This is a genomic window from Marinomonas balearica, assembly GCF_004362145.1.
Classification (GTDB): Bacteria; Pseudomonadota; Gammaproteobacteria; order Pseudomonadales; family Marinomonadaceae; genus Marinomonas; species Marinomonas balearica.
In genome coordinates, this window is record NZ_SNXC01000009.1 from 203,724 (window position 1) to 230,427 (window position 26,704).

Annotated in this window: 24 protein-coding genes and 2 pseudogenes; 19 read left to right on the forward strand and 7 right to left on the reverse strand. The window is 43.1% G+C overall.

The features are described 5' to 3' along the window. Positions 1 to 250: 250 nt before the first annotated feature. A pseudogene (locus DFP79_RS18215) lies at positions 251 to 406 on the forward strand (IS5/IS1182 family transposase); the annotation flags it as partial. Next, positions 399 to 749, forward strand: a pseudogene (locus tag DFP79_RS02565) (transposase); the annotation flags it as partial. The pseudogenes DFP79_RS18215 and DFP79_RS02565, both read left to right, overlap by 8 nt. A gap of 264 nt (positions 750 to 1,013) precedes the next feature. On the opposite strand, the gene fdhA reads toward DFP79_RS02565, so the two are convergent. Continuing rightward, positions 1,014 to 2,207: a formaldehyde dehydrogenase, glutathione-independent gene (fdhA, locus tag DFP79_RS02570; RefSeq protein ID WP_133502390.1), complete on the reverse strand. Its 1,194-nt coding sequence runs from the start codon at positions 2,205 to 2,207 to the stop codon at positions 1,014 to 1,016. Between the two features lie 407 nt (positions 2,208 to 2,614). On the opposite strand from fdhA, the gene DFP79_RS18150 reads away from it, so the two are divergent. Next, positions 2,615 to 4,423 carry a methyl-accepting chemotaxis protein gene (locus tag DFP79_RS18150; RefSeq protein ID WP_133502391.1) on the forward strand — a complete coding sequence of 603 codons (1,809 nt, stop codon included), beginning with the start codon at positions 2,615 to 2,617 and terminating at the stop codon, positions 4,421 to 4,423. A gap of 261 nt (positions 4,424 to 4,684) precedes the next feature. Here DFP79_RS18150 and DFP79_RS02580 read toward each other — a convergent pair whose 3' ends face one another. Continuing rightward, positions 4,685 to 5,515, reverse strand: coding sequence for a LytTR family DNA-binding domain-containing protein (locus DFP79_RS02580; protein ID WP_133502392.1), 831 nt, complete (start codon positions 5,513 to 5,515; stop codon positions 4,685 to 4,687). A gap of 158 nt (positions 5,516 to 5,673) precedes the next feature. Between DFP79_RS02580 and DFP79_RS02585 the strand changes: the two genes are divergently transcribed. The 3 genes from DFP79_RS02585 (at position 5,674) to DFP79_RS02595 (ending at position 8,554) form a co-directional block, all read left to right on the forward strand. Beyond that, entirely contained in the window at positions 5,674 to 6,153 is a 480-nt protein-coding gene (locus DFP79_RS02585) for a DUF2141 domain-containing protein (protein WP_133502393.1), read from the forward strand. 17 nt (positions 6,154 to 6,170) lie between these two features. Then, on the forward strand, positions 6,171 to 7,724 hold the full coding sequence (locus DFP79_RS02590) for a carotenoid oxygenase family protein (protein ID WP_133502394.1): 1,554 nt from the start codon (positions 6,171 to 6,173) through the stop codon (positions 7,722 to 7,724). Between the two features lie 380 nt (positions 7,725 to 8,104). Continuing rightward, complete coding sequence (locus DFP79_RS02595) at positions 8,105 to 8,554, forward strand: GNAT family N-acetyltransferase (RefSeq protein WP_133502395.1); 450 nt, start codon at positions 8,105 to 8,107, stop codon at positions 8,552 to 8,554. 139 nt (positions 8,555 to 8,693) lie between these two features. On the opposite strand, the gene DFP79_RS02600 is transcribed toward DFP79_RS02595, so the two are convergent. After that, positions 8,694 to 9,386: a GntR family transcriptional regulator gene (locus DFP79_RS02600; RefSeq protein WP_133502396.1), complete on the reverse strand. Its 693-nt coding sequence runs from the start codon at positions 9,384 to 9,386 to the stop codon at positions 8,694 to 8,696. 109 nt (positions 9,387 to 9,495) lie between these two features. Between DFP79_RS02600 and DFP79_RS02605 the strand changes: the two genes are divergently transcribed. From DFP79_RS02605 to DFP79_RS02640, 8 genes are all read left to right on the forward strand, one after another. Continuing rightward, positions 9,496 to 11,016, forward strand: a complete 1,521-nt coding sequence (locus DFP79_RS02605; RefSeq protein WP_243730177.1) for a UxaA family hydrolase — start codon at positions 9,496 to 9,498, stop codon at positions 11,014 to 11,016. 91 nt (positions 11,017 to 11,107) lie between these two features. Then, positions 11,108 to 11,857: an SDR family oxidoreductase gene (locus tag DFP79_RS02610; protein ID WP_133502397.1), complete on the forward strand. Its 750-nt coding sequence runs from the start codon at positions 11,108 to 11,110 to the stop codon at positions 11,855 to 11,857. Between the two features lie 68 nt (positions 11,858 to 11,925). Beyond that, positions 11,926 to 12,780 (forward strand): fumarylacetoacetate hydrolase family protein, encoded by an 855-nt coding sequence (locus DFP79_RS02615; protein ID WP_133502398.1) that lies wholly within the window; start codon positions 11,926 to 11,928, stop codon positions 12,778 to 12,780. A gap of 120 nt (positions 12,781 to 12,900) precedes the next feature. Continuing rightward, positions 12,901 to 13,662, forward strand: coding sequence for a sulfite exporter TauE/SafE family protein (locus tag DFP79_RS02620; protein WP_133502399.1), 762 nt, complete (start codon positions 12,901 to 12,903; stop codon positions 13,660 to 13,662). A gap of 270 nt (positions 13,663 to 13,932) precedes the next feature. Continuing rightward, positions 13,933 to 14,142: a cold-shock protein gene (locus DFP79_RS02625; protein ID WP_133502400.1), complete on the forward strand. Its 210-nt coding sequence runs from the start codon at positions 13,933 to 13,935 to the stop codon at positions 14,140 to 14,142. A gap of 192 nt (positions 14,143 to 14,334) precedes the next feature. Then, positions 14,335 to 14,928 (forward strand): hypothetical protein, encoded by a 594-nt coding sequence (locus DFP79_RS02630; protein WP_133502401.1) that lies wholly within the window; start codon positions 14,335 to 14,337, stop codon positions 14,926 to 14,928. A gap of 126 nt (positions 14,929 to 15,054) precedes the next feature. Next, entirely contained in the window at positions 15,055 to 15,519 is a 465-nt protein-coding gene (locus tag DFP79_RS02635; protein ID WP_133502402.1) for a CreA family protein, read from the forward strand. A gap of 121 nt (positions 15,520 to 15,640) precedes the next feature. Then, the gene (locus DFP79_RS02640; RefSeq protein ID WP_133502403.1) at positions 15,641 to 16,066 is read left to right on the forward strand and encodes a VOC family protein; all 426 of its coding nucleotides are present in this window, start codon (positions 15,641 to 15,643) and stop codon (positions 16,064 to 16,066) included. A 239-nt stretch (positions 16,067 to 16,305) separates the two neighbouring features. Here the strand turns inward: DFP79_RS02640 and DFP79_RS02645 are convergent, their stop codons facing one another. Further along, positions 16,306 to 17,214 carry a lamin tail domain-containing protein gene (locus tag DFP79_RS02645; protein WP_133502404.1) on the reverse strand — a complete coding sequence of 303 codons (909 nt, stop codon included), beginning with the start codon at positions 17,212 to 17,214 and terminating at the stop codon, positions 16,306 to 16,308. Further along, positions 17,192 to 18,085, reverse strand: coding sequence for an N-acetylmuramidase family protein (locus tag DFP79_RS02650; protein ID WP_133502405.1), 894 nt, complete (start codon positions 18,083 to 18,085; stop codon positions 17,192 to 17,194). Before DFP79_RS02650 ends, DFP79_RS02645 begins: the two co-directional genes overlap by 23 nt. Before the next feature lie 504 nt (positions 18,086 to 18,589). Here DFP79_RS02650 and DFP79_RS02655 point away from each other — a divergent pair. After that, positions 18,590 to 20,677 carry an RICIN domain-containing protein gene (locus DFP79_RS02655; protein ID WP_133502406.1) on the forward strand — a complete coding sequence of 696 codons (2,088 nt, stop codon included), beginning with the start codon at positions 18,590 to 18,592 and terminating at the stop codon, positions 20,675 to 20,677. A 60-nt stretch (positions 20,678 to 20,737) separates the two neighbouring features. Here the strand turns inward: DFP79_RS02655 and DFP79_RS02660 are convergent, their stop codons facing one another. Both DFP79_RS02660 and DFP79_RS02665 read right to left on the reverse strand, forming a co-directional pair. Next, positions 20,738 to 21,436, reverse strand: coding sequence for a VOC family protein (locus DFP79_RS02660; protein ID WP_166637623.1), 699 nt, complete (start codon positions 21,434 to 21,436; stop codon positions 20,738 to 20,740). Positions 21,437 to 21,549: 113 nt separating this feature from the next. Next, positions 21,550 to 22,239, reverse strand: a complete 690-nt coding sequence (locus DFP79_RS02665; protein ID WP_133502408.1) for a GntR family transcriptional regulator — start codon at positions 22,237 to 22,239, stop codon at positions 21,550 to 21,552. A gap of 271 nt (positions 22,240 to 22,510) precedes the next feature. Between DFP79_RS02665 and DFP79_RS02670 the strand changes: the two genes are divergently transcribed. From DFP79_RS02670 to DFP79_RS02685, 4 genes are read left to right on the forward strand one after another with little or no spacing between them, the layout of a single operon-like run. After that, a complete protein-coding gene (locus DFP79_RS02670) occupies positions 22,511 to 23,557 on the forward strand; it encodes an ABC transporter ATP-binding protein (RefSeq protein WP_133502409.1) in 1,047 nt (348 codons plus the stop codon). Between the two features lie 22 nt (positions 23,558 to 23,579). Continuing rightward, positions 23,580 to 24,914, forward strand: coding sequence for an ABC transporter substrate-binding protein (locus tag DFP79_RS02675; protein WP_133502410.1), 1,335 nt, complete (start codon positions 23,580 to 23,582; stop codon positions 24,912 to 24,914). A gap of 53 nt (positions 24,915 to 24,967) precedes the next feature. Beyond that, positions 24,968 to 25,822, forward strand: coding sequence for an ABC transporter permease (locus DFP79_RS02680; protein WP_133502411.1), 855 nt, complete (start codon positions 24,968 to 24,970; stop codon positions 25,820 to 25,822). A gap of 1 nt (position 25,823) precedes the next feature. Beyond that, the gene (locus DFP79_RS02685) at positions 25,824 to 26,642 is read left to right on the forward strand and encodes an ABC transporter permease (RefSeq protein ID WP_208111383.1); all 819 of its coding nucleotides are present in this window, start codon (positions 25,824 to 25,826) and stop codon (positions 26,640 to 26,642) included. The last annotated feature ends 62 nt before the right edge of the window (positions 26,643 to 26,704 follow it).

Consider the following 26,704-nt stretch of genomic DNA (forward strand, 5'->3'; position numbering starts at 1 on the left):
AACCGCGTTAACCCAAAATCAATTATGTTTTTTGGGGACGCACTGTTGTTTTTACACAATGTTGCCATAAAGGTATATCTAAAATCTAAAGTAGTATTAAAAAGCATTTTTGCTTTGTCTTTTAGCGCTGCCAGTGCAAAGTTGTTGTTGTCAAACCTAAAAAAGTAGAAAGTAATTAGGGAACCTGCGAGTAAGTCGGCAACATGAGACTATCTCACCGACTTAAGCCGACTAAGATTCCCAATCAACCATGAACCAACTCTCCTTCGCAGATACCGAATTTGCCAGCAAACGCCGTAAAACCCGCAAAGAGCTTTTTCTGGGTCGAATGGATGAGTTGATTCCATGGAAAAAACTCGAAGTTCAAATTGAGCCCTTTTACCTGAAAGCAGGTAACGGGCGACGAGTCAATTGTGTCAGCCGACTTAGGCTACCGTGGTGTAGAAAAACGAGAGGAAACTAAAGGAAAGAAGCTGGGTTGGTTGATTGCTGAAATGCCCAGTAAAATGCGAGCTTGGAAGAAACGTCCTCGTATAAATAAGAACCCCATCCGAATAGAGTATTTAAAGGCCAGTATTAGAGCCAAAGTCGAGCACCCGTTTAGAATACTAAAATGCCAGTTTGGCTTCCGAAAAGTAGTCTACAAAGGCTTGTCGAAGAATGACAATAAACTTGCTGTCTTATTTGCGCTTGGAAACTTACTGCGAGTCGACCAAATGATACGATCTGCACGGGGGGAGTCTGTCTAGCCTCCCAAAAAATGGGAGTAACAATCCCAAAATGGTGTTAAAAGCGCTCGAAATTTATGTTTATAGAGCGCAAATGCAAAACTTCAACGCTGAGCGACTAATAGACTGAGTTATTCGCAGGTTCCCATACCATGATGCTGTGTATTGTGTGTCTTACAAGCATCTGCCTAGGGAATCTACTGATCGCCAGACAATAATAATTAAGGCCAACATCATGTTGGCCTTAATTATTTTCCGTGAGAAAGCGAATAATGGACGAGCAGATTAACTCACCATTTTATGTGGGTCGATAACGAATTTTTTCGCAGCGCCGCCATCGAAGTCAGCATAACCTTGTGGTGCTTGATCCAATGAGATCATTTGTACGTTCACTGCTTTTGCTATGTCGATTTTATCAAACAAGATAGCTTGCATCAGTTGACGGTGGTATTTCATGACGGGGCATTGACCAGTGTGAAGGGAGTGAGATTTTGCCCAACCTAGGCCAAATCGCATGCTTAAACTGCCTTGTTTTGCTGCGTCGTCTGTCGCGCCTGGATCTTCTGTAACATACAGCCCCGGTATGCCAATTTGCCCACCTGCGCGAGTCATTTGCATGGCAGAGTTCAATACGACAGCAGGGGATTCTTGATGGTGGTTACAGCCACAGGCATGCGCTTCAAAACCCACGCAGTCCACAAACGCATCCACTTCGCGATCACCAAGTATTGCTTCAATTTTATCTTGAATGTCGCCATCTTGAGTAAGGTCGATGGTTTCGCAACCAAATGAGCGAGCTTGGTCCAATCGATCTTGCACCATGTCACCAACGATAACACAGGCTGCACCAAGTAAATGCGCCGAGGCCGCGGCAGCTAAACCAACTGGACCCGCGCCTGCGATATAAACAGTGGAACCTGGGCCTACGCCTGCGGTAACACAACCATGAAAACCAGTGGGAAGAATGTCAGAGAGTAATGTCAGATCTTGAATTTTCTCCATTGCTTGATCAGCATCGGGAAATTTAAGTAAGTTGAAATCGGCATATGGCACCATGACATAGTCGGCTTGTCCGCCAACCCAGCCGCCCATGTCCACGTAACCATAAGCCGCACCGGGGCGAGCAGGGTTGACGTTTAAGCAAATGCCAGTCTTGCCTTCTTTACAGTTACGGCAACGGCCACAGGCAATATTGAATGGAACAGAAACCAAATCACCTACTTTAAGGAATTCTACATCGCGACCACATTCGATGATTTGGCCAGTGATTTCATGGCCAAGCACCAAACCACTTGGCGCGGTCGTTCGGCCTCGAACCATGTGTTGGTCACTGCCGCAAATATTCGTTGTGACAACCTTGAGAAGAACGCCATGATCACAACGGCGTTTACCTATGGATAACTCGGGAAATGCAATGGCGTCGACCTTAACCGTACCATTACCTTGATAAATAACACCTCTGTTTACGTGGTTACTCATAATGACACCCTTATTTGCTGTTGTTTTTGTTGTGTGCGTATTTGATCATTTTGTCACCAGCAGTAAACGGAGTAGGTCTTTTCGCGACGGAAACAGGGGCTGAAAACGACAAATAAGTCACTTTTTCTGACACTCCTTAAGATCATTGTATTTCTCGCTGTATTCCCTGTGCTTTCATTTATGGAGAGAGGATTCCTGAACTGACAAAAGCTTCGAACATTGTTGTAGTTGGATCGAAAGCCGTCTTTTATGTCTTGATCAAGTATATTTCGTTGAGGCGCGTGCTTATGACGTGATGATTGATGGCGACCTTTTCTACTATCTCTCTTTTAGAATGGGCATGAATATTGCCTTAATTTATTGAGTGACTCATTCGTATATTCATCATCCGCTGTAGAGGTCAGAACATGTTAAATAGATTATTTAAAAAACAGAAAGCACCTCGTTTGGCTATTGACGATAGTCGCCTCAATGACATCTCAGAAAATCAATATTCTGAAACAAATCAACAGAATAATCGTTTTGAGGCTCTTACTCATGGTGTTTCTAGCTCATTGAATTTTCTGCAAAATTTACTCAGATTCGCCAGTACAGCAGGGGAAGCGCAAGACAGTTTAATGCGCGAAATAGATGTTCGTTCTCATAATTTACGTACTGGGTTAAGCGAAACACGCGAAGAAATAGAAACCAGCACCAAAAGTGCCAACCAAGTTAAGGAAAATACCCGTCAATCAGTCGAGCAAAGAACGCTCGCAATCAATAATGAACTGGCTCGTATTCGTGACGAACTTGACACTAAAGCAGAAGGGGCAACTAAGGTTCTTAATAATATCGAAGATATAGGGAAAGGCATTCAGCTGCTTGCCCTTAATGCCACCATTGAAGCGGCTCGTGCAGGGGATCAAGGGCGAGGCTTTGCCGTCGTTGCGAAAGAGGTAGGTGAACTTGCCAAAAAAACCATGGCACAAACCAATGAAGCGGTGAAATTGATCGACTTATCTGGAGTGACTCAGTCTCTTCAGAAAACGATGAGCACAATTGATCAGGAGCTCAATACGCTGGATATGGAGATTGCATCTTCCTTGTCCGATATCCAAACGCGTTTTACTCAAATGTCCGATCGTTTAGAAACCATCAGTGAGCACAACTCAGTGGTATTTGAGTTGCTCGAAGCCAGTAAAGAATCCTCAAATCGAGCGATAAATAAGGTCGGGTGGGCGACTGATATAACCCGATCTTTAGACTCTTACCTCGCTCGTGATGAGGGTTTGATTGAAGAGGGCATTAACCAATTTTTAAAAGTTAATCATGTCTACAATACGCCTTCATTTGATAAATTAGCGGATATTAAAAAACGTGGTGTCATCCGTGTTGCAGTGGACCCTGCATTGGTTGGCGTGACATTTCGCCGTTCATCCAGTGGAGCTATTCAAGGTCTGGATGCGGAGTATGCCAGAGCCTTTGCAGATTGGCTGGGGGTCAAATGTGAGTTCGTAGAACATCCTTGGGACCTTCTAACGGAACTGTTGTTTGCAGGAAAAGAAAAAGGCCAACGAAACGCGGATGTGGTTTGGTGTGCTGTACCTCCTAGTGATTTTTATCAGGGCATTGCTTTTTCAGACACCTACACCTACCTAAAATTTGTCTTGTGTCGTCAAGCCAACGACGCCTCAATCAAGCATTTGTCTGATTTAGAAGGTAAGGTACTCGGCGTGGTTAATGACCCTGCCGCATTAACCACTTTAGAAGATCAGGGTTTTCGATGGGCGGAAAATGAACACAAACCTGGCGGCAAGGTAAAACTGTCAAACCTCATTGCTTATGGAGACATATCAAGGGTGCATGACGCCTTGGCTAATGGTTCGATTGATGCTTTTGCCGCTGATCATCCCGTATTTCATTGGGCGTCGGTTAGTCCAGATAGTCCTTGGCATAACAAGGTCGAAGTGATTAACAGCATCCTGCCTGACCCGTTTTATTATTCCGCGGTGGTTTCAGCTGAACCTTCTTCGTACCAATTATTGAAAGCCATTAATGACTTTATAAAGGAGTTCAAACAAACGTCTAAGCGCCTAGAAATTGAAAAAGAATGGCAGGGGGAGGCGATAGATCACACTCTGAGTTATCGTGATGAAACGGGTAACTTAAAAGGCATTGATGAGGTGCACTCTCTTTACTTAGAACATCAACAGAAACATTCTTTGGTCGAGGCTTGACGTTTTATGGTGCAAGTATTATTTAACAACTTATAAAGAAACCTACTTTTTAGTGGTTTCAGGCTTTGGTTTTCATGTTCTCAGTGGCGTTAATTATTGGGAGTACTCATAATTAACGCCAAATTGATAAAGACATTGCGGATACGTTTGAAAGCGCTCAATTTATCTGTATGAAGAATCGAATTATGCAAGTAGGCCGACTGATCTTTGGTGGTAATTGGGCTTCTTCGAAACTTCATTTTTTTAATTAAGCGCAACTCCTTAACTAATGAACGACTTACATAAACGTTCAACTTCTGTTCGATATGTCTTACTTACTGGGATAAATTCACCGTTAGTCATGACCAACTGCCATTTTCCTTGCTTCTTATCTAACCTTTCGATGAACTGTAAGGAAACCCACCAAGAACGATGAACTCTCATTCCACTGTAAGGTTTCAGTAATTTCAATGCATCGCTGAAGCGGTGCAATACAAGCTGACTTTCTTGCTCAGTAACAATTTTGATGTAATGATCTTCGGCGGAGATAGAGACCAACCTTCCTTTCATTTCAACATCGAACAACGCCATAAGGTTTGGATGCGACGTGGTTTTTGGTAAATCTATTTCATTTTTTTCGGTGGTAAGAGTGGATGTAGGCTCAGTTATGGATTCCTTTTTTAATGGCGTTTTAAATCGCTTTTCTAACCTTTTCCCAAGCGGTAAAAAAATCATCAATAGAACCAGCAATACATAGGCCGACAACTCAAGAATAGAGATAGGCATTTCTATCGGCATCATCTTTTGATTTAGCCAATGAACTTGAAAGCTGGCGGGAAAGGCCATGATCAAAGACGTTACAATCATGGTTTTAGACGTTGGCCATTTGGCGGTCATTGGCAAGTGGAAGAACATTAAGATCAGTACTAGGCTTTCGTGCCCGATGACAGCGATCGTGAGTTGCCAATATACCAATCGTTTTAACAAACTCATTTCTGAAAAAGTGCCAAATGGCCCGATGATGGATATCACAAAACCAATCACAAGGCAGGATAGGGCAAAGTAGATGAACTTTTGATTATTGTTCACAGTGTTGAAAAAATTACGATACATTATTAAAAATCAATAACTTAAAAGAGTGCAATTCACGATTCGTGAATTGCGTATCAAGGCTATTGACGAATTCCCTCCGCCGTTCACGTATTCACTATTGGTCGAATTTTTTATCTAACCATAATGATAGAAATCTTAACACAATGGAGAATTAAAAAATGACAACCTTGTTCTACAAGGCTTTTTCGGCCATCACATCATCCCTATTAAAACTTATTTTTTCACTGATTGTCTTGTATTGCACATCAAGCCTAGCATCTGAAAAATCAGCTGGATTACAGCTGACTTTTACGGGGTTAGTGCCAAATTCTGGCTACATTATGGGAAGTTTTTACCACTTAGAAGAAGACTTTAAAACAGGGAAAAACGGTTTTTCACAAATTAGAGAACCTGTTTTATCGGATACGCTTGCCATTACAGTTTCAGATTTACCGGACGCGCCTATCATTTTTGTTAGCTATCAAGATCTAAATGACAATCAGGCGTTAGACACAAATTTGTTTGGCGTGCCTACAGAACCGTACGCATTCTCAAATAATGCTAAAGGTCGATTTGGCCCTCCTAAATTTTCAGACATGCTTTTTACGCCTAGCATGACCAATGAGATGACAATTCATTATTCACACACTTCTGATTGATTAGGCTTGGAGGTCTTATGAACCGTCGTGAATTCATCAAACTACTTTCATGTACGATGGCGGCGTCAGGCGCTACGCTTTTTCCTGCGGCGTTGTATGCAACCTATCTGGAAGGTCATCAAAGCAATTTTGCAATAAGCTGGAAAAAGTCATTTGATGCAGCACTAAATAAAAAACCTTGGCTGGCTCATATCTCCAGTTTAGACAAATCGCTTTCTGCACAAAACTTGGTAATAGAAGGAAAGATTCCAACCGGTTTGATTGGGACTCTATACCGGAACGGGCCGGCACAACATGAAATCAATGGACAGCGTTATCATCATTTATTTGATGCCGACGGCATGATCCAGCAGTTTTGCATTAATGGAGAAAATCAAACGGCCACTTACTTTGGGCGTTTTGTCGATACGGCGAAGCGAAGAAAAGACCTGTTTACAGGACAAATGAGCACACCAACATTTGGTTCTGCGTTTCCAACTATGAGCCATGTGACTAAAGCAGACGATATGAACGCTGCAAACACCAGCATAAGACAACATGCCGGGAAATTACTGGCCCTATGGGAAGCTGGGTCTGCGTACGAAATAGATCCACTCTCATTATCGACAACTGGCATAGTTACTTGGTCTGAACAGACTCAAGGTATGCCTTATAGCGCGCATCCAAAAATTGACCAAGATGGCAGTATGTGGAATTTTGGTGCTATCGGTACGTTTCAAGGATTGGTTTTTTACCATATTGGGGCTAGTGGAAAGTTGTTAAAACAACAAACCATTCGTTTACCGGAAGCGAGAATGGTGCATGATTTTATGATCACAGAGCGATATTTGGTGTTTATCCTAGCGCCTTTTGTCTTTGACCATGAATTGGCTCATTCTCGCTTGCTTACAAGCTATCTAGACGCGCATCAATGGAAGAAGCAAGAAGCTAATTGGTTGTTACTCGTAGATAAAGATAATTTGAGTAACGTCCGCCGCCTAGAGCTGCCTGCAAGCTGGATCTTCCATTTTGGGAACGCTTGGCAAAAAGGCCATTGGCTTTACTTTGATATGTGCGAATACAAAGACACATCGGTGATGACGCAAGGTCTTCGCGACATAATGAAAGGGGATGACCATGTCACCGAATTAGCAAAACACAGTGCTCTCAAAATAAATCTGAAAACAGGCTATTTTGAGAAAGACACTCTTTATCAGAACGTTGAATTTCCAATCTATGACGAACGTTTTGTTGGCCGAAAAAATCAATACACACTTGCGATCTGCAACAGAAATGGCAACCATCTTTTAAGTGCTAATAGGCTGGTTTTAATTGATCTCACTAACGGTCAGCATCGCCACTTTGATTTCCCCGAAAATGAGGTAATTGAAGAGCATTTATTTATTCCCAATAAGTACTCAAACAAAGAAATGGAAGGCTGGTTTATTGGCGTTTCATTCGACTACAAACGGATGATCAGCAAGGTTAATATTTTTACAGCGTCTTCTTTTGAATATGGCCCAGATGCAATGATTCAACTGCCTTACCATATTCCTACTGGTTTTCATGGCACCTTTGTAGGTGCAACATAAAAGCAGTTATCTGAAACGATCAAAGGGAGTCACGCCATCGTGTGGCGGTTTAATTCTCTTACTATTGCCGTAAAGAGACTTGAGCAGAGAGACTTTAGTTTGATGGAAATGAAATCGACGAATGGCATTTTATTCGGTGCTCCGCAGCGTCATTTTTCGAGTCACAGAGTGGCTGTAACCAAGCGGAAGTCTCTAAACAATCTTAGCTTGCTAATCATCTGTGATCTGGGTACAACTAATGTGATAGAGGAGCATGATTGCTCCGTGTAAGTACCATCTAGCCACAGGCCGGGTCGAGATCATTTGAAAACACACTCAATCATCAGGCCGTTATAATTGTGGCTGTGTCGTTGTATAACCTTTAATTGTTAAGAGACAAAATGAGTATCACTTTCCAACAAATAGAAGATCCATTTTCAGATGAAGTTTTTCGGTTAACCAAAGTCGGACTTTTTCCATATGTTAATGAAGTATTTGGTTGGGATGATGAGTTTCAAAAGCAGCGTATGCGTGACGATTATCAGCCCGAGTGGTTTCACTGGGTTTACCATGTGAATAGAAGAATTGGCTACGTGTGTTTTAAACCGTATGACCAAGCACTGCATGTGCATCTCATCGTGTTGGACCAGAGTGTCATTGGTCGAGGGCTAGGTAAGAAGGTAATGGTCGAAATTCACAGACTCGCTGCTGAAGAAGAGCGCGATATTACATTATCAAGTTTTAAATGTAATGAACGCGCAGTGAGAATGTATGAATCACTAAATTACGACATTGCAGAGGAAGAAGAGCATTTTCTTTCATTCCGAAAGCCTCATAACAAAGCGCTGTAGAAAATGGACTCAATTCAACGCCTCGCTTGGCGCTCTAGCTCCTGACTGTGCTTTTTCCACAGATGTTGATTTCATTATTTTAATATCTGACTTGCATACCTTTTATTCGTCAAATAGTTATCCACCACCATTTTGTTACCTATGACCTAAAATATTCTGCGTGAGATTCTTCTAATGGCAGAATTCTCGGTATCAGCTGCCCAATATGGAACCTCATTGCGTCTCTTGCGGCATCGACATCTTGGTTTTTGATTGCCGCAAGGATCGCTTGGTGTTCTTTTACGGCTTCTTCTGGTCTTCCTGCCTCTGGCAAAATCAACATACGCGCTCGGCTTAATTGTAACGACACGCTGTCGAGTACGTGCGACACACCACTAAACCCCGTGAAATTCATGAGCAATGTATGAAATTCTTCGTCTATCTGGTACGAGCCGATGAAGTCTTTGTCTTCGACTAGTAAAGCTTGCATTTTTACATTGCGAGTTAATGCGGCTAATTGCTCTTCGCTGCGTTCTTTGGTGACTTTTTCAACGGCTGCAATTTCTAATGCTTGTCGTAAAAAGCACGCTTCACGTATTTCATCCATTGAGAAACAAGATACTTTGGTTGCAGATTGTGGAATGACATCCACTAAGCCTTCCGCCGAAAGTCGCGCTAACGCTTCAGAAACAGGGGAGCGTGATACGCCCAGTTGTTCACATATTTCGTTTTTTCGGATTACCGTGCCGGGCGGGTATTGCATTGAGAGTATCGCTTCGCGCAATGATTGATACACTCGCTGAGACAGTGAACCGCTCAAATTTTGGATTCTATTTAGTGAGGATTCGGTCATAAATATACGTTCCTGATAACTAACATGTTAGTTGACGGTTGATAATGTCGATGCTAGTTTAATATACAATAACAATAATTAAATGTGAATTTAGAACAGGGGATTACCCGTGATAATTGGGTCTAAACAAAGTATTCGTTTACACGCTCATGACAATGTTGCAATTGCCTTAAGTGATCTTTCTCAAGGCAGCAATTTAACCGAATTTGATGTCACTCTGCTTGGGTATGTTCCACGAGGTCATAAAGTAGCGATCAAAGAAATCGCGAAGGGCGACAATGTTGTTCGCTATGGTCAAGTCATTGGTCAAGCGACTCAAGCGATTGCCATTGGTGAACATGTACATGTTCAAAACATGGGAATGGGAGCGCATCTACAAGACTACGCATTTTCTAAAAGCAGTGAACCTCTCCCGCCTATTTCAAGTCCTCGTACGTTTAACGGTTTTCATCGAGAAAACGGTAAAGTAGGCACGCGTAACTACGTAGGGATTTTAACGTCTGTAAATTGTGCTGGCTCAGTGGCTCGATTTATCGAAGAAGCCGCTAATAAATCCGATTTCCTAAAAGACTATTCAAATATTGATGGCATTGTTCCCATTGTTCACAGCACTGGCTGTGGTATGTCGTCACAGGGGGAAGGTTATCAAACCCTCCATCGCACACTCATGGGTTACGCTAATAATCCCAATTTTGGTGGCATTCTTTTAGTGGGTCTTGGTTGTGAAGTGTTGCAAGTATCGAGTTTGGTTGATCGCCAAGAACCGAGTGCAGCTTTTCGGTATATGTCGATTCAATCCGAGGGGGGAACACGAAAAACGGTGGAAAAAGGCTTGCAAGAGTTGCACGCATTAGCCAGTGAAGCTAACAAAGCGACCAGAAAGCCTGCGCCAGTTTCTCAAATCATGGTAGGCATGCAATGTGGTGGTTCCGATGGTTATTCAGGTATTACTGCTAACCCCGCTCTTGGTTATGCTTCTGATTTATTAGTACGTCACGGTGGAACAACCATTCTTTCTGAAACATCTGAAGTGTACGGTGCTGAGCATTTGTTGACTTGTCGTGCTGTGTCTGAGGATGTTGGAAAAAAACTCATTGACCGCATTCATTGGTGGGAAGATTACTGCGCACGCAATGGCGGAGAAATGGACAATAACCCAAGTCCCGGTAACAAGAATGGGGGGTTAACAACGATTCTAGAGAAGTCTCTAGGTGCCGTGGCGAAAAGCGGTAATTCACCTTTAATGGACGTGTATCAATTTGGCGAAACGATTGATAAAAAAGGTTTCGTGTTTATGGACAGCCCAGGTTTTGATCCGTGCTCTGTTACTGGTCAGGTGGCTTCGGGCGCTAACATCATCATTTTCACAACGGGGCGCGGTTCCGTTTCTGGCTATAAGCCCACTCCTTGTATCAAGTTAGCGACTAATACCGAGATGTATCACCGTCTTCAAGAAGATATGGACTTGAACTGCGGTGACATTGTTACGAGCGGCATATCTATCGAAGAGAAAGGCAGCGAGCTTTTTGAGCTTATTATCCGAATTGCATCGGGCGAAGAAACAAAGAGTGAAGCGCTCGGGTATGGCGGTGTTGAGTTTGTTCCTTGGCAAATTGGCGCTGTTATGTAGGCCTTTATTGTTCGAGTGTTTTTTAAAAACCAAGTGCTTTCTGCCGTTCTAAGCGGTCTATGTACACGAACATATAGAATGAGGCGTACACATGAGACTCGATGGAAAAACCATACTGATAACAGCAGCGGGACAAGGGATCGGCCGTGCCAGTGCTGAAGCGTGTTTGAGAGAAGGGGCGAACGTCATAGCGACGGATATTAATGCCGAGGCGCTTCACTCTTTGAAACAAGAATATCCTCACGTTGAGACGCATCTACTTGATGTGACAAACGCTCAGGCGATTGCATCTTTTGCTGCTCAGATGCCAAATTTAGACGGTTTGTTTAATTGTGCTGGCTTTGTCCATAACGGCACGGTGTTAGACATCAGTGATGAAGATTGGGAATTCAGCCTCAATTTGAACGTGACTTCTATGATGCGTATGTGTCGCGCGTTTTTACCGGGAATGATGGAACAAGCGAAAATAACGGGCTCATCGTCTGTGGTAAACATGGCTTCGATGGCGTCTTCGGTGAAAGGGTTCCCAATGCGAACCGCCTACGGCGCAACGAAAGCGGCTGTGATTGGTTTATCAAAAGGCATTGCTGCTGATTTTGTAAAGCAAGGTATTCGTTGTAATTCAGTTTGTCCGGGAACCGTGGATACACCTTCCTTACAAGGTCGTATTTCTTCTGCCGCGGATCCAGCTCAAGCCCAAAAAGATTTTATTGCTCGACAGCCTATGGGTCGCTTAGCCAACGTTGCGGATATTACACCGATGATTGTGTACTTGTTATCTGATGAGAGTGCATTTGTAACAGGGCAATCTTTGTTAGTAGACGGTGGTGTTACGATTTAATTTATTTTACTTTATCGCCCAGTCGGCGCTGGTTGCCGCCTTTCAAACATCTCAATTAGGAGAAGGTAATGAAATTAGTTCGCTTTGGAGCATCAGGAAGTGAAAAGCCCGGAATGCTTGATGAGAATGGTCGAGTACGAGATTTATCTTCGGTTATTCCAGATTTGCGCGATGAGCATTTAAGCTTAGCGACCATGGCGACATTGAGTGCGTTAGACATTAACTCTTTACCGTTGGTAGATGGCGTGCCACAAGAAGATCTTCGACTTGGCGCTTGTGTGGCAAATGTCGGGAAGTTTATTTGTATTGGACTGAATTACGCAGATCACGCTGCAGAATCGGGTATGCCCGTTCCGGATGAACCTGTTATTTTTAGCAAATGGACTTCTGCAATTGTGGGGCCTAATGACGATGTGAAAATCCCCAAGGGTTCTGTTAAAACTGATTGGGAAGTAGAGCTGGGCGTGGTCATTGGCGAAGGTGGCAGTGACATTGATGAAGCTGACGCAATGAAACACGTAGCGGGTTTTTGTGTGATTAACGATGTGTCTGAGCGAACTTTTCAATTAGAAGGAACCGGTACTTGGGACAAAGGAAAAGGTTGTGACACCTTTGGTCCGACCGGTCCTTGGTTAGTTACTCCTGATGAGGTAGGAGACAGTAATGATCTCGGCATTTGGTTGGAGGTTGACGGGAAGCGTTATCAAAATGGCTCGACTTCGACCATGGTCTTTAAAGTGCCTCATTTGATTGCCTATTGCAGCCGCTATATGAGCTTACAGCCGGGCGATATCATTTCAACGGGTACACCACCAGGAGTCGGCCTTGGACTTAATCCGCCTGTTTATTTAAAAGGCGGAGAGCACATGAAACTCGGGATTGATAAATTAGGCGTGCAGTGTCAGAAGGTCACTCGAGCTTAGTTTTAAAGTATCGATAGTTTTCCTTAGATTCCAATACGCTGGTGAATTGAACAAAACATGATTCTCTTTTGATATTTCGTTATTATCCACGCACTTTCAAATATTCAATGGACGTTTTGTATGGATTACAGCCTATTTACCATTTCTCTTCTAGTAGGAACGGGGTTTATTGCTGGAATAATTAACACGTTAGCGGGCGGAGGTTCAAACTTAACCTTGCCTGCATTAATGGTGATGGGGATGCCCGCAGACATTGCTAATGCAACCAACCGCGTCGGCGTGTTTTTGCAAAATGTCGCAGCAACAATGGGCTTTAAGAAAGCGAAAAAAATTGATTCTCAAGATGTTTTGCCTGTCATGATTCCCTCTCTATTAGGGGGCGTCGTAGGGGCATTTGCTGCGAGTTATGCGCCGGAAACGTGGCTAAAACCTTTATTGCTAAGTGCTATGATTGGCATGACGATTATTATGATTGTAAAGCCCGCGATGATAGCGCCGCCAGAAGGAACAATACCGTTTAAAGTCTCCGAAAAACCGAGTGCATGGTGTGCGTTGTTTATTGCAGGCGTTTACGGAGGTTTTGTTCAAGCAGGGGTTGGCTTTATTTTGATCGCGGCATTAGCGGGCACATTGCGTTATGACTTGGTGCGAACGAATGCGCTTAAAATGGTTTGTACCTTAGGGTTTACTGGATTAGCACTTATCGTTTTTATTTGGAACGACCAAGTACTCTGGGTGCCGGGTTTGATTTTGGCTACAGGTACGATGCTAGGTGCGCACGTGGCCGTTAAGCTGGCGATTAAAGCGAATCCTAACCACCTTAAATGGTTTCTACTTGTTATGACTCTCTGTGGCAGCGCCGCAGCAATGTTGAGTGATTAGGAACGTTGAAGCCTCTTCGACTGAATATCACATAGTAACTAGGACGATTAAAATCATTAATTTTCAATTATTAATTGACATCTAAATCGCTTGTGTATAAATTACCCGCAGCTAGAAAGTTAGCTTCTTTTTAATCAGCTCCATTTCGTTGCGTTACTACCAAGTTCGTCGTCCTGTAGTTTTTAAATTTTTGTCTTTTTTTTGCGCTAATTCAGTTTGCTGTTATTTTGACAAGCGAGCAAATCTAATTTTATTTACAGGATAATAATCATGTCTAACAAAACGACTGGTACAGTTAAATGGTTCAACGAGTCTAAAGGCTTCGGTTTCATCGAGCAAGAGTCTGGTCCAGATGTATTCGCACATTTCAGCGCGATCGTAAGCACTGGCTTCAAAACACTTGCTGAAGGTCAACGCGTTGAATTCACAGTTGGTCAAGGTCCTAAAGGTCCTCAAGCTGAGAACATCGTAGCGCTATAATTTCAATAGTGCTCTGAAAAAAGCAAGCTTATAGCTTGCTTTTTTTATGCCTGACGTTTGAGCAAACGGCACTTTGCTGACCTCTCTGTTTCTCCTCGTTTTACTTTTGTTTTACCTTCCTTTGAGCATTGCCTCTCATTAATTTAGCGTTTAGCATACCGTTCCAATATAGATGTGTTTTTGGAGAGTGGTGTGAGTACAGATTCAAGCAATGCAATTGCCAAATTAGACAAGATTCGAGCTGCATGGTTGCCCGTGCTTATTAAGTTGTTTGGAGCTCCTGCAAAAGAGTCTCAGTTCGAGGGCTTTATTCTTGATGATGTGGCTGCGCCTTCTGCGTTATATGAAGATGCTGCGAACCCTTATACCTTTAAAATACGCATTCCAGAAAAAAGCCTCGAAAATGATGTAATGTTATTGGCAGATGTCGTTCATGAGAGCTGTTTAGGCCTGTATCCATGCGGTTGGAACGTTGTCTCTGCGGGTAAAAAAGAAACGGTATTGTCGAAAGGCGCGGCGGTATATGGCTCTTTGATCGCACTACGTTTTGCGTTTGGAGACGATTGCGTTGCTGATTATCTGCAGGCACTTGATGAGAAAGCACCTGAAAACTTGGAAGCGTTTGAGGCGATCGAATCTCTGTTGGAAAAAGACGCTCAGGCGATTATTAAATTGCGGGCGGAACAGACGTTTTTAAACAAAATAACGGCCGAAGAGTTCCAAAAAGCAGGTATAGAATTGGATGAAAGCCAACTTAATCAATTACTTGCGCCGTATACAATTTAGAGCGTAAAGCGAACTAAATACTGAAGAGAGGTGGACACGGGCGATCCGTGTTTGAACTTTACCGCTGGGCTTCCCATACTTTTGTTTGAGAACGAATAAATCAATATTTAAAGGTGTTCATTTAATATGAGAAAAGCGTTAATAGCACTGTGTTTAACTGCGCTACTTACAGGGTGTTCTGACAATGAAGTAGGGGATGTGTCGCTTGGTTTGTTCACACTAAAGGACATTAAAATCTCAAACCTTTACGATGACAAAATTCCTGGTGTTACCTGTCACGTTGCGTCTATTGAGGCAAACTTGAGTTTATCCGATCCAAGTGATAGCTCGATCTCTTGTCGTCAAACGGGCGATATTACACCTGAGATGATCGCTACAATCGATAAATCTAAATCGGGCGAAGTGGTGTTTAAGAAGTCGAAAAGTATCTTCTTTAAAACCATGAAGGTCCGACGCATTTACGATGCAGAGAATCAAACATTGTTGTATTTGTCTTACACAACGAAAGAGACTGATGGAAGCTTCAAACACAGTTTGTCGACTGTTCCATTGTGGGGAACTAAGGCCTATCAAGAGCCGATAAAACCATAAGCGCAAAGCCGTATCGCTGCCTAAGCATTGCTGGCGATACGGTGTAAATGCTTGATTCTTAGAGATTACCCTTATAATCTCGACACTCATATTGAATGGAAATCTAACAGGAGTGATTCTTATGAGCGTTCAACCTTTCCACCTTGCGATTCCCGTGCACGATGTGTCGCTAGCCAGAGCTTTTTACCGAGATGTATTTAATTTAGAAGAAGGTCGCTCGTCAGAGACTTGGGTGGATTTTAATTTCTTTGGGCATCAGCTTGTGATTCATTATCACCCTAAAACGCCTTCTCAAGAGAGTGCAACCACGAATCCAGTGGATGGGCATGATGTGCCAGTACCACATTTTGGTGTGGTGTTGACGTGGGATCAATGGGAGGCATTAGCTGAGCGCCTTAAATCATTGGGTACGAAGTTTGTAATTGAGCCCTATGTTCGATTTAAAGGGCAGGTCGGTGAGCAAGCGACGATGTTTTTATTCGACCCCTGTGGCAACGCATTAGAGTTCAAAGCGTTTAAAGATATGGATCAATTGTTTGCTAAATAATCTTATTGTTACAGTCTCTATGTAATTTCTGAATACCTTTCAATCAGGCTGTTAACCATTGTTGGCAGCTTCTCTTCCACAATTCTATCAATACATTACGCAATCTTTTACTTCTTTTCTGCTCTTTTGGTACAAAGGTTCAGAGCAGTCATAAAAATTCCTCCTAATAAAGCATCATATTTGCGTACCTTTAATTGGTTTGACGGATAAATAGTGTGATCACACCGATTTATCCGTCTCTAAGCGAAATCTCGCTCTAGGTAATCAATCACGCGGCACTCGCCGTGCGAGTTCTTCCAAATAGCGGTTGGGCTGTCAAAGCTAAACTCATTGTGTTCAAGTGGTGCTTTATTGGTGTAAACACGTATTGAGCTAGAGGCTTCAATTTTTGTTGATTCAGGAAAGAGGTAGCTCTTATTATTGGTTCTGGATAGGACGTGCCACCCAGCAATTAAGACATCAGAGTTGGCGAGGTTAGAGGTTTCGACATATTCATCACCTTCCGTACGAACGTGTTCTCCATCATGGTGAATGTAGGTAATTACTACCTTGTCTCGGGCATGGTCGCCATAACTAAGAGCGGAAACTAAATTGCCAGCATGATCAAACAGTTGGTCGGTGTCTCCTTTATCGTTCCAGATGGGGACATTGGAACCAAATGAATGTTTCGTATCGCCATAGGTATCGATGGTTAGAGTCCCGAACGGCTTAATGTATGAATCGCTAGGAAATGTATAGTTCTGCTTTGGGCCCGCGCTGATACGCCACCCAGATAGATCGATTGTGAGCTCACCGCGATTTGATAGTGTGACAGACTCATCGAGACGGTTCATAGTGCCTTTGTACTTAATTGTTTCGATTTGCACCTGTGACAGCGCTTGAAGCTTATTAAGTTTGCTCCAATAATCGTCAATTTGGCGGCGCTCTAGTGGGGTATCTGAAAAAAATACGCCAAGAAGGTGTGCTATATCTTGTTGTAGTTGACGGCGGTTTGATGACATTGATGTTTCTCCGTTGAGTATGTCTGTAATGTCGTATGGAATGGTCAAAGAAAACTTGCAAAAAGCGCGGTAGGCGGACTTTATCGCCTCCGCCATTTTGCGCAATGAATCAGATAATGCTGACTTAGAGTGTTCCGTAGTTGTCATAAGCTGCCTTCAATTTTTCATCGTAATGGTTTTCTGCATAGCTCGGTCCATTGTAATGGCGGGCAAATGTCGCCCAGTCTAAGCTCTGGATGGATTCAAGCAGAGAAGTATTCGATTTGATGAAATTGACGAAGGCCTCCAAATGGTGCTTTTCTGCTAGGAACATGTCACAAACGAAAGGCTCGACATCATCGTACCCAGCGGTTTCGTGATTAAACCCCATAATTTGATAGCGTCCATATGATGCTGACATTAATGCGGCCTCACGGTCTAAAGACATGGCTTTCTGTAGGCGTTTGTATTCTTTCTCGCCGCCGAGATACAGAGATCGATCCCATGATTTTGAAGAAATATCAGGGTGCGATTCGTCAAATTGATGTTGGCTGTATTTCGAGAAAATATGTGCTTCAAATAGAATGCACGGCATACCATTCTCAAAATAACCACTGCCAGAGGACTCTACCTTCGATACCGCTTTAATAGCGGCGACATCACACGACAGCATTTCAGCAGCGTGCTCGAAATCTTCGTCTTTTAGACCTTCCTCTGGTGTGATTTTAGGTAGAAAAAGGTTGGAGACGGACGATACTAACTTGTTTACTGCTTTAGTAAGCGCCCTATGACTTTTACCGTTTGGATCGATAACACCATCGGGATTTTTAAATCCTAAAATGGCACTTTGCATGGCGCATATTGCAATGCAAGTAGGGGATTCCTCTGTGTTGTCATTAATGAGGCCATCTTCTGCTAGAGCTTCCTCCAGATTAATTTTTTTGCTGATGCAGTTGAGGGCTTTTTGTACCTCAATCACGTCATTTGAATCGTTGTGACCATTGATACCGACGGACGCTGAGAGTGCTAGTTCAGACATTGTTTTCACCTTTAATTGATGTGTTGGTGATGAAAACTGTAATCAAAAACTTTAGTGTAATATCGGTGCGACTGAGTTTCTCATCCGCTTAATATAGGAAGTATGCGCAATGGTTGGAATATTGGGGTTTCGTCGGAGAGAGTTCTAAGGAGGGTTTTATCGGGTTTTAGAATGCCGATTTTAGATGATTTTCTGAAATAGGTACGAATTAAAAGATCAGATTGAATGAAAAGTGTACACATTTGTAAGTTTTTTGAGATTTATTCGCCGCTTTTTTAAAGACTGGTTTTAATGAAGTATGCTGTTAAGTTTGCGAAAATGTTAGATAAAAATAAAATGTCGTTTTAAAAATCGATTTATAATGTGCATAAAATAAGATCGAAATGTTGTTTTCTCGTTACAAAAATGGTGAGGCTTTCCCTTTATATGCGCGGTGCTCTGCTAGGTTTAGGTTGTTCACACACGTGAGCGGATAACCTATTTTTTTAGAGTTGAGGGATGGCTATGAAAAATAAAAATATTAAGAATACTCATTGGAAAACGTTATCTAGTGTCATGATATTGGGTGGTTGTGCTCTGTCTTTAGACGCTGTTTCAGCGGATTACTGTACAGATTCTCCGAAGGATGGTGAAGTTTATAAGATAATCAATGCGGGCGCGAACAAGCTATTGGCGGCACAAAATGGATCAACAAACGCTAATACTCAAATAGAAAGCAATACAGGGCTGGCATCACAGCGTTTCTATCTAAATAAAAACACTTCTTCTGGAGGATGGGCGATTCAGGCGGCAGACACCTACTACGCTGTGACGGTTGACGGAGGCTCTACATCTAACGGCGGTAATTTGCTTCAAACTCCATACACTCAAAGTTCAACTCAAGAATGGTCTATCCAACAAACGTCTTCAGGTTCGCATTCTGGAAGCTACAGAATGATCAATCTGAATTCGTCACTCGCGATGACAGTGGCGGGTTCGCAAGAGGGCGCAAATGTTTATCAGAATCAAGATGCAGCGGAAAGCTCACAGCGCTGGTGGTTAGAGCCAGTCAATGCATCATGTGATGGCGGCAGTACGGTTTCTCTGTCTGGATACGGGGGCAACGGTTCTGTAACGTTAAACTGGTCGGATTCCGGCACTGGTTCTGCTTACCAAATCTATCAAGACACTGACAGCAATCCATCCGGTCGAGCGCGTGTTGGATACGTTTCGTCATCAACTCATAACTTCACCGTTACTGGCTTAAACAACGGTACAACCTACTATTTTTGGATTAAATTCAAAAACAGTGACGGAACATTTTCAAATTCGAATGCTTTTAGTGCGACGCCAAATGGAACGAGCGGTGGTTCGCAAACCGATAGCTCTAGTTCAGCTGCAGCGCCAACGGCAGCGGCGGCTTCCTATGCGGGTGCTAACAGCGAACCATTAACGAATGGTTTTCCATCGTTTATTCGTTCTTACTCATCAGGAGCAACGGTCGTATCGAGCATGAGTGCGCTTCAAAGTGCTATATCTTCTGCAAGTGCGGGCGATGTTATCTATATTCGTCAGGGTACGTACAGTACGTCATCTACGATCAAAATGACCAAAAACGGTACGTCTTCTAATCCTATTGTATTGAGTGCTTACCCTGGCGATGCGCGCCCTGTTATTAACTTTTCGTCTCAATCTGAGAGTAGCAGTAATCGTGGTTTTCAGTTGTCGGGTGATTATTGGCATATCTATGGTTTTGATATAAGAAATGCGGGTGACAACGGTATGTTTGTATCGGGGTCACACAACACCATTGAGTTTATGTCTTTTTACCGTAATGCAGATACAGGGTTACAGTTAGGTAATGGTGCAGCGTACAACTTCGTTAAAAACTCAGATTCGTACTATAACGCCGATTCGAGTTTAGAAAACGCCGATGGTTTCGCAGCAAAACTGACCGTGGGTACAGGGAACTATTTCTACGGTTGCCGCGCTTGGCAGAATTTAGACGATGGATTTGATGGGTATCTGCGTGACAACAATTCAACGATTCTGACCACAATGGAATACAGTTGGATGATTCGTAACGGTTACCAAGAAAATGGTTCTGCAGGTGTCGGCGATGGTAATGGCTTTAAGACAGGAGGGAGTGACGATAAAGACCTTGCTCACAACGGTGTCTATATTAATACCATTTCCGCTGAGAACACGGCCGATGGCTATGATCAAAACAGCAACCGAGGTTCTGTAACCATCTACAATGCGATGGCGTATAAGAATAACCGCAACTTTGGATTGGGAGACAGCGGTTCTCGTGAGCTGAATCAATTGATCATAAAAAATTCAGTTTCTTATGATGGAAACAGTTCAGACAAATTCAATGCTAATTCGACGAGTATTTCTAACAATAGCTGGCAGGTTGCGTCTGTGTCATCTTCCGATTTTGAGAGCTTAAATATTGACGAATTATTAAGCGAACGTCAGAGCGATGGTTCTCTGCCGGTGGTTAATTTCTCCCATCTTAGGAGTGGAAGCGACCTCATTGATGCAGGTACAAATGTTGGGCTAAATTACAATGGTTCAGCACCCGATTTAGGTTCATTTGAATCGAATTAATAATAAATCGTAGGAGCAAAAAAGCAGGGCTTTTAGCCCTGCTTTTTTATTTATAGCGTTTTAAATGGAAACAATTAATGGAAGATTTGGGCGTAGATCATAGGTTTTTCCTTGTCGCCCATGATCCAGTTCAAGTTCTAAAAGGTGGATGTTTGGCAGTACATTCGGTGAGTGACTTTCTTCTATCTGATCTTCTATCCTTTGCGTTTCTAGGAGTGTTAGCTGATCAATGTCACTAAGCGTTCTTTTTGTTTCGTCTGAAAAATGAGCACAGTGAAGTTGGACGTTCGTTACGTGTTCTGCGCCGTTCTTGTGGATAAGCGAATCGTCGTTGTTTAGTGTGTTACTCGGTGCTTTGCCAAAGCTCAAAAAGAACCACATCGGCTCGTTTACGCCACGTGTGCTAACGGGAATCGAAACGCCATTTGGTAAATAGCTGGGTTTGTAATCCCAACATTCCATCGTAAATGAAAAGCTGTTAATAGACGGTCTAAAGCACACGCCAAATGGAGAAACCGTCGGGTGTCTCGATGGAGTCAATCGTTGATAAAGCTGAGTTCTTGAAGTTGCGGAGCTGGTTGCTTCATGTTCGTCTACGAGATATAAAAATTCGAGAAACACATTGTTGAATCGAACGATTCGATTTTTTGTGCCTTGGCCTGCATGGCGGCGTCCTTGAGTTTCATTAAACCCTAAGTTGAAAAAGGCGTTGGCTTCTTCGCGAGATGGGGTCGCGATGAATACATGATCAATCTCCACGTTTACAGTCCCTACATTATGCGTTTTTGATATGAAACGTATTCAAAACATCATAAGGACGAAATCGGCTAACCGCCAGCGTGTAACTTTGTAAATATTAGGGAAGTCAGTCTTTATGGTTCGCTTTCTCTGAATACGTTCTCCATATCGACTTTTTTGTTCTCCCAAAAATCCAGTTTTAAGTGACTTTCAATATCAGCTAAATGTTGTTTCATATAGAGAATGGCGGCGTTTATATCGCTGTTTTCGAGTGCTTGTACAATGTTTTTATGGTCATCACAGCCACATAATTCTCCCGCTTCAATTTGATAGAGAGAAATTATGAGCGAACTTCGTGTAATGAGGTTTTGCAGCATGTCTGCAAGGACGGAGTTGCCCGCGAGCCGTGCTAAAAGAAGGTGAAATTCACCTGATTCCTTAATGATCTGCTCTCGTTTGTTGTTTTGGATCGCAGCGAGCTCCGCTTTGAGTTGCTTCTTTAGAATCGCGATGTCCAATTTGCGGCACTTTTCACTCAGTATCTCAATGATGCCGCGTTCAACAATGGATCGAGCTGTAAAGACTTCTCTGGCTTCTTCAACCGAAGGTTGTGAAATGCTGGCGCCTTTGTTGGGAACGATCGATACGATACGCTCAAGTTCTAACCGTTTTAGGGCGGAACGGACGTGGTTTCTATTGGCTTTTAGGCGTGCAACCAACTCTGCTTCGACCAATCGTGTCCCCGGCGGAAGTCGTTGTTCAGCAACGGCATTGCTGATCGCTTGCACGAGTCTTTGAATTTCAATTTCTTTTTTATTAGACATAATAAATTACGATTGTTAGCAATATTTCTATTGAGGTTAGCATAAGCTCTTTTTGTACGCCAAATGCCCAAAGTGCACTTGTTTTGATCATAATGTTTAAAAATGCACTAATTTAATGTGTTTTATCTACTCTATAAGGGATCTTTTTCGGTACTTATAAACTTCCTCCAGACCTGTCTAATCAAGCTTCTAATAGAAATGGCATCGCATTTGCAAATAGGTTAATCAAGATTGCTAACAATTTATGGATAATTATTTAGGATTCTGAGGTATGTCAGGTTCGATAGAGTTAGTGCAGACAACGAAGGTTTATGATCAGATCTCAGTCGTTGATGCGATTAATGTTAAGGTCGACAAGGGGAGTTACTGCTGTCTGCTTGGGCCAAGCGGTTGCGGTAAAAGCACGACGTTACGGATGATTGCAGGTCATGAAGCCGTCACGGAAGGCGACATTTTATTAAACGATCGAAATGTAACAAGATTGACGCCACGACAACGTGGCACCGCCATGATGTTTCAAGACTACGCGCTGTTTCCTCATATGAGCTGTCTAGATAACGTTGCATATGGATTAAAAGTAACAGGTGTCAGCAAAGTAGATCGGTACGAGCAAGCGGACGCAATGCTAGGCCTTGTGAACATGGCGGAACATGCCAATAAGTTTCCCGACCAGCTTTCGGGAGGCCAACAACAACGAATTGCTTTAGCAAGAGCGTTAATTTGTAAGCCAGATGTTGTGCTCTTAGACGAGCCGCTGTCTGCTCTGGATCCATTCCTTAGAATACAAATGCGAAAAGAGCTAAAGCAGCTTCAGCAAAAACTCGGCCTCACTTTTATTCACGTTACCCATTCTCAAGAAGAGGCATTCGCTTTAGCGGATCAAGCGATTGTTATGTCTCGCGGCAAAATTGAGCAAGTGGGCTCACCCAGAGCCATTTTTGAGTCTCCAAACACGCCATTTGTGGCCAATTTTATTGGTGGGCACAACGTTCTTAAAGCATCGGGTTCCCTTGAGTTTTTAAGCTGGAGCGCTGGTTCAGATTCGGATGATCCGCTTTTAGAGGCGAATACCTCATTCTCGGTGAGGGCAGATCACATCACGACTCAGCCCCGATCAGATAAAGACGTCGCAGTGAAAGCAGAAGTGATTGGTACAGAGTTTCAAGCTCAATTTTATCTTGTGGAATGTGTTCTGGAAGACAGTCAAAGCGTTACCTGCTATCTACCCGAAGAATCCTTCGACGTCCATTTGATATCCTCCGGTAAATCTCTTTACCTGTATTGGTCCCAAGAGCGGATCAATACGTTTCGTTGTTAGTTAACCTCAATGGAGACAAAAAATGAAAGACAAAATGGTCATTGATCAAGTAAATCAGGACAACTCTTCTTCTGTCGAGACGGATCTCAAGTCTCCATCTGTGAGTCGTCGCGGGTTATTAAAAGGCGCAGCCAAAGCCGGTGTTGCTGCGGGGGCGATTTCTGGCTTCCCAATGATTTGGGCGCAAAACATAAAAAACATTACTCTTCGTCAGTTTGGTACAGGCGTGTCTAACCTAAATGCCATTGCCGATAAATGTAAGGAAGACTTAGGCTTTAATTTGCAACTGACATCGCTTGATTCAGACAGTGTGACGCAGCGTGCGGTCACGCAACCGAACTCATACGATATTGCTGATATCGAATACTGGATCTGTAAAAAGGTTTTTCCTTCTGGTGTGATGCAGCCGCTGGATACGAGCAAGTTAAAGAACTTCAGTAAAATCTCTCCGTTATTTATAAACGGTAAGCTGGCTCCTGATTCTACTATTGCCCAAGGCACTGCACCTCATACCGTTGGTTTTGTCGAATCGAAAGATTCTAAACGATTCGCTACAGAGCAAACGAATTGGATGACGTTGATTCCTACGATCTACAACGCTGATACTTTGGGGATTCGTCCTGATTTGGTGGGGCGCCCAATCACCACTTGGGCAGATATTATGGATCCTGCGTTTAAAGGAAAAACCTCCATACTGAATATCCCTTCTATTGGCATTATGGATGCTGCAATGATCTGTGAAGCGATGGGAGAAATTAAGTACGCTGATAAAGGCAATATGACGCGTGAAGAAATAGATAAGACCATCGAAATCTTGATCGCTGCGAAGCAACAAGGACAATTTCGTGCCTTTTGGAAATCCTTTGACGAGTCAGTCAATCTCATGGCGTCAGGTGAAGTAGTGATTCAAAGTATGTGGTCGCCCGCGGTTGCAGCAGTTCGAGGTCGTGGTATTCAGTGTGCGTATCAGCCTTTAAAAGAAGGATATCGAGCTTGGGGTGGCGGCTTAGGTTTAGCGTCTCATTTATCGGGCTTGGAGTTAGAAGCCGCGTATGAATACATTGATTGGTATTTGTCGGGTTGGGTCGGAGCGTACCTAAACCGTCAAGGTTACTACAGTGCAGCGCCTTCAACATCGAAAGACTATATGACACCGGATGAATGGGGATTCTGGATTGAAGGTAAGCCTGCACAAGGCGCAATTTTAGGGCCTGATGGCAATTTGATGGAAAAAGCCGGTGCCGTGCGTGACGGAGGATCGTATTGGGATCGCATGGGAGCCGTTTCGTGTTGGAACTCCGTCATGGACGAAAACAAATACATGGTTAGGAAGTGGAACGAGTTTATCGTTTCTTAAAGGGAAAGAGAGGATAGGGATGTCCTCAATTTTATAAGGTAAGTAAATAGACCATGATGTTGTCGAGACAAATACACAGTTACTGGCAAGCATTACCGCTAACGCTCATATTGCTTGGTTTTTTAGTGTTTCCTATTTGCGTTATTTTGGTGGTGAGTTTTTGGGACTATAACGAATATTCATTAATACCGGATTTTATTCTAGAGAATTACGAATTCTTGCTCACGTCAAAAGTAACATTAAAAGCCTATTTGCAGACGTTCAAGTACGCATTTCTCTCTTGGCTTTTTACTTTTTTGATTGGTTTTACCCTTGCCTACTTTTTGGCGTTTCACGTACGCAGCCAGAAAACCCAGACCGTATTGTTTCTTCTTTGTACCGTGCCTTTTTTCACTTCCAATATCATTCGCATGATTTCGTGGATTCCCTTATTAGGTCGAAATGGTCTGGTTAATTCATCCTTACAATCCAGTGGTTTGATAGACCAACCTCTGGATTGGCTGCTCTATAGCGATTTTGCCATTGTTTTGGCCTACATTCATTTGTATACCATGTTTATGGTGGTTCCTATTTTTAACAGCATGATGCGGATCGACCGCAACCTTGTAGAAGCAGCGTTAGACGCAGGAGCCGCACCGTGGCAAATTTTAAAAGACATTATTGTTCCTTTGTCTAAATCGGGAATTATGGTGGGGAGTATCTTTGTTTTTACATTGGTAATGGGCGATTTTATTACCGTAAAAATTATGGGAGGCGGCATAAAAGCGAATGTGGCGACCTTAATTTATAACGAGATTTCGCTGCTTCAATACCCCGCGGCAGCCGCGGGCGCCATTGTACTTTTGATTACGGTGCTAATGATGCTGATGATTCTATTTAGACTCGTTGATGTGCGTAAGGAGTTATAGCGTGGATAAAAGGCCGATGAGTTTCTATTTTTTAGGGGCGTTTTTCATTGTGTTTTTGTTGTTTTTGTACGGCCCAAATATCACGATTGCGATTTTGTCATTTCAGGGGGAAAACGGCGGATTAACGTTTCCAATGCGAGGCAGTTCACTGCATTGGTATGCTCAACTGTTTGAACGCCAAGCGGTTGGGGATTTTACCAGCGCGTTGTTGCGATCTTTGGCGTTGGGTGTGATGGTCATGATCTGCACGGTTGTGTTTTCATTACTTGCAGGCCTTGCGTTTCGTAAGCGCTTTGTTGGAAGCAGTACGGTGTTTTATCTCACGTTGGCCAGCCTGATATTGCCTTCGATATTAGTCAGTCTGGGGATTGGGTTGATGTTTGATCGTTTTGGGTTGACGCCTAATTGGTTTAGTTCTGGTTTTGGCTCTCACTTAACGTGGACATTGCCGTTCGGTCTGCTCATCATGTTTGCGGTATTTAATCGGTTTAACCCCAGCTATGAAATGGCCTCGGCCGATTTAGGGGCAACTACTTTACAAACCTTTCGTTTAATTCTCTTACCTTTGTTAGCCCCCAGTTTGATGGGCATTGGGTTATTTGGATTCACGTTAAGCTACGACGAATTCGCTCGTACCTTAATGACATCGGGGGCATTAAATACCTTGCCTCTAGAGCTGTTCGCGATGACGACCAATGTGACCTCGCCCGTGCTGTATGCGTTAGGAACCGTGACGACTTTAGTCTCACTTTGCGTTATTTTACTCACTTTAGTTCTGCTAAAGCAGTTAAACAGAAAACCAAAGCATCAAGGGAATTAACACGTTTCAAAACCGCCGTGTATTGAGCAGGGCAATGAATGCCCAATAGGATAAGGATAAGC